The 2,825-nt window shown below is 69.1% G+C and carries 4 protein-coding genes; all 4 read left to right on the top strand.

The features are described from left to right. Positions 1-42: 42 nt before the first annotated feature. Positions 43-333, top strand: coding sequence for a hypothetical protein (locus tag D7X32_RS43985; RefSeq protein ID WP_120608425.1), 291 nt, complete (start codon positions 43-45; stop codon positions 331-333). A gap of 3 nt (positions 334-336) precedes the next feature. Further along, positions 337-1,683, top strand: coding sequence for an AgmX/PglI C-terminal domain-containing protein (locus tag D7X32_RS43980; RefSeq protein WP_120608424.1), 1,347 nt, complete (start codon positions 337-339; stop codon positions 1,681-1,683). Between the two features lie 47 nt (positions 1,684-1,730). After that, entirely contained in the window at positions 1,731-2,177 is a 447-nt protein-coding gene (locus D7X32_RS43975) for a cyclic nucleotide-binding domain-containing protein (protein ID WP_120608423.1), read from the top strand. A gap of 117 nt (positions 2,178-2,294) precedes the next feature. Continuing rightward, positions 2,295-2,825 (top strand): hypothetical protein (locus D7X32_RS43970; RefSeq protein WP_120608422.1); only part of this gene is annotated, 531 nt, incomplete at its 3' end.

Below are 2,825 nucleotides of genomic sequence, written 5' to 3'. Positions count from 1 at the left end.
GGTAAGGTGTCCTCAGACGTCCGGTAGCCACGACTCACGCCCATGCGCCCCGCCCTCCTGCTGCTGCTGCTTGCCGTCGCCCGTCCGTCCTGGGCGGAGGACTCCGCGTCCACGAAGAAGGCGGCGGACGCCGCGACGCCCGCGCCCCAGGCTCCGGCGACGAAGAAGCCGGCCAAGGCCATCCACCTGGAGGCCATCAAGGTCGAGGGGCGTATCCAGAAGCCGGAAGCCTTCTATTTCCTCGACCGCTCCAAGCCGAGCTTCGACGACCTGAACCGCACGGAGAGCTTCGTGCCCAAGGTGGTCCAGAGCGTGCAGCAGGACCCGTTCTAGATCATGGCCCTTCAAACCCGCCCCAAGTTGCTGCGCGTCGGCGTCATCCAGGACGGGCGCATCGTCGAAGAGCACCACCTGCTCCACGACTCCGTCACCATTGGCGAGGACGCCCGCAACACCATCGTCATGCCCCCGTCCGAGGCGCGCCCGCCGCGCTTCAAGGTGCTGGAGAACCGCGGCCAGCAGTTCCACCTCATCATCGACGAGCACATGCAGGGCCGCGTCAACCTGGGCTCGTCGGACGTGGACTTCGACGCGCTGCGCTCACAGGGACTCGCCACGCGCCGGGCGGACGACACCTACGACCTGCCCCTGCAGGAGAGCGCCCGCGGCAAGGTGGACCTGCCGGACGCCACGCTCTTCTTCCACTTCATCCCCGCGCCCGCGGCGGGCTCCAAGCCCACCCTGCCCCCGGAGCTGAAGGCCAGCCCGTGGCGCACGGTGGACCGCGTCTTCTTCGGCATCCTCCTGTCGATGCTGGTGCTCTACGTGCTGAGCGTGGCGCTCATCGTCTCCCAGCCCGCGCCGGTGGAGCGCGAGGTCGAGCTGGACCAGCTGGAAGACCGCTTCGTGCGCGCCATCATCCCGCCCCAGCCCGCGAAGAAGGAGGAGCCCAAGGGGACGGTCACCCCCGAAGAGAAGAAGCCGGACAAGGCGGAGACCGCCCCGAAGAAGACCGCCTCCTCCGACCCGGCGCCCGCTCCCGCCAACAGCGCGGAGCGCCGGCAGCAGCTCACGGAGAAGGTGGGCAACACCGGCATCCTCAAGCTGCTGGGCGGCAAGGGGCCCGGTGGCGGAGACGCCATCGCGGACGTGCTCGGGAGCGCAGGCAGCGGCACCAACGTGGCGGAGGCGCTCGCGGGCGCGACGTCAAGTGGCGCGCTCACGGCGGGCTCCGGCGGCGGCAATAGCATCAACCCGCAGGGAGACGGCGGCGGCAAGGTAGCGGCCATCGGAGCGACGCAGACCTCCGGCGCGGGCACCGTGAACACCGGCAGCAAGCAGGTCGTCAAGGTGCCCCAGGTCGCGGACGCGGTGCCGGAAGTGGACAGCTCCGAGGTCAGCCCCAAGGACCTGGCCCGCTTCATCCAGCGCATGAAGGCGTCCATCCAGCGCTGCTACGAGAAGGAGCTCAAGCGCGACCCCACCCTCAAGGGCAGGGTGATGGTCCGCTTCAACCTCAAGCCGGACGGCCGCGCCGGCAACGTGGAGGTGGATGAATCCACCCTGCGCTCCGAGGGTGTCAGCAGTTGCATCATCACCACCATCCGCGGCTGGAAGTTCCCTTTCCAACCGAGTGACGACGTCCCCGTCAGCTACCCGTTCATCTTCTCGCCAGGGGAATAGGCTCGAACTCCCGGACCTTCCGGAGCCACCGGACCCGCGGGGAGCACATGGAGAAGCTGGCCGTCATCGCCACATCCCCCCTCTTCGAAATGCTGGCCCCCGCCGAGCTCGCGCGGCTGGCGGAGCTGGCACGGCTGTACCGCTACGCGCACGGGGAAGTGGTGTTCGAGGAAGGTGACCTGGGCGACAGCCTCTTCGTCATCGTGCGCGGCCAGGTGGAGGTGGTGCTCCGGGGGACGGGCAACGGGGTGAAGCCCCTCACCGTCCTGGGCCCGCCGGAGTTCTTCGGGGAGATGGGCCTCATCGACAAGGACCACCGCTCCGCCACCGTGCGCGCCCTGGGCGAGGTGGAGTTGCTCCAGCTCACCGCTCAGGATTTGCGGACCTTCCGGTTGGCGCATGGGGACGGCTTCACCTTCATCGTCGTGAACATCGCGCGCAGCCTGTCCGCCCGCCTGCGGGAAGCCAACGCCCGCCTGGCCCCCCAGGATTGAGATCCAAAGCCTGAAAACCGGACTCCAGGGCGATGGGGCATTGCGTTGACACCCCTCCCCCTCGCTCCTACGCTCGACGCTGATGCTTGGAAGGGGCCGGAAGGACTCGTGAGGCGCATGCGCACCCTGGGAATGCTCGCCGTGGTCGGGGGACTCTTCACCTCCGGGATGGCGCTCGCGCAGGCGCCCGCGCCGCTGCCGCGCCCCGCCGCGCCCGCCCTGGACAAGGCCGGTGACGTGCCGGACAGCCAGAAGCTGGAGCGCAGCACACAGGCCCTGGGCGGCATGCGCGAAGCGCTCCGTCAGGTGCTGGAGAAGGTGGAAGAGGCGCGGCGCACCAAGGACGTGGTGAAGCTCAACTGCGCCAACGAGAAGCTGACGCAGATCAAGGGCCTGCTGCGCATCTCCGAGCAGGCGGACGTCGCGCTCCAGGAAGCCGTCAGCAAGAGCGAGGCGGCGCCCGGCGAGCACGAGTTCACCAAGGTGATGATCGCCCAGCAGAAGGTGGGCCAGCTGCGCTCGGAGGCCGAGGAGTGCATCGGCCAGCTCGCCTTCCGCACCGACGAGAACCTCTTCGTGGAGGTGGAGGAGCCCGACAACCTGCCCGGTGGAGACCCGACGCGTCCCCCGCCGCCGCCGGACCTGATC

The organism is Corallococcus carmarthensis (genome assembly GCF_003611695.1).
GTDB lineage: Bacteria > Myxococcota > Myxococcia > Myxococcales > Myxococcaceae > Corallococcus > Corallococcus carmarthensis.
Note: the sequence above shows the minus strand (reverse complement) of the source record. Positions and strands in the feature narration are given on the sequence as shown.

Excerpts from the sequence above, each read along its gene's own strand:
- D7X32_RS43985 (WP_120608425.1), top strand. The coding sequence starts at position 43 with ATGCGCCCCGCCCTCCTGCTGCTGCTGCTTGCCGTCGCCCGTCCGTCC.
- D7X32_RS43980 (WP_120608424.1), top strand. The coding sequence starts at position 337 with ATGGCCCTTCAAACCCGCCCCAAGTTGCTGCGCGTCGGCGTCATCCAG.
- D7X32_RS43975 (WP_120608423.1), top strand. The coding sequence starts at position 1,731 with ATGGAGAAGCTGGCCGTCATCGCCACATCCCCCCTCTTCGAAATGCTG.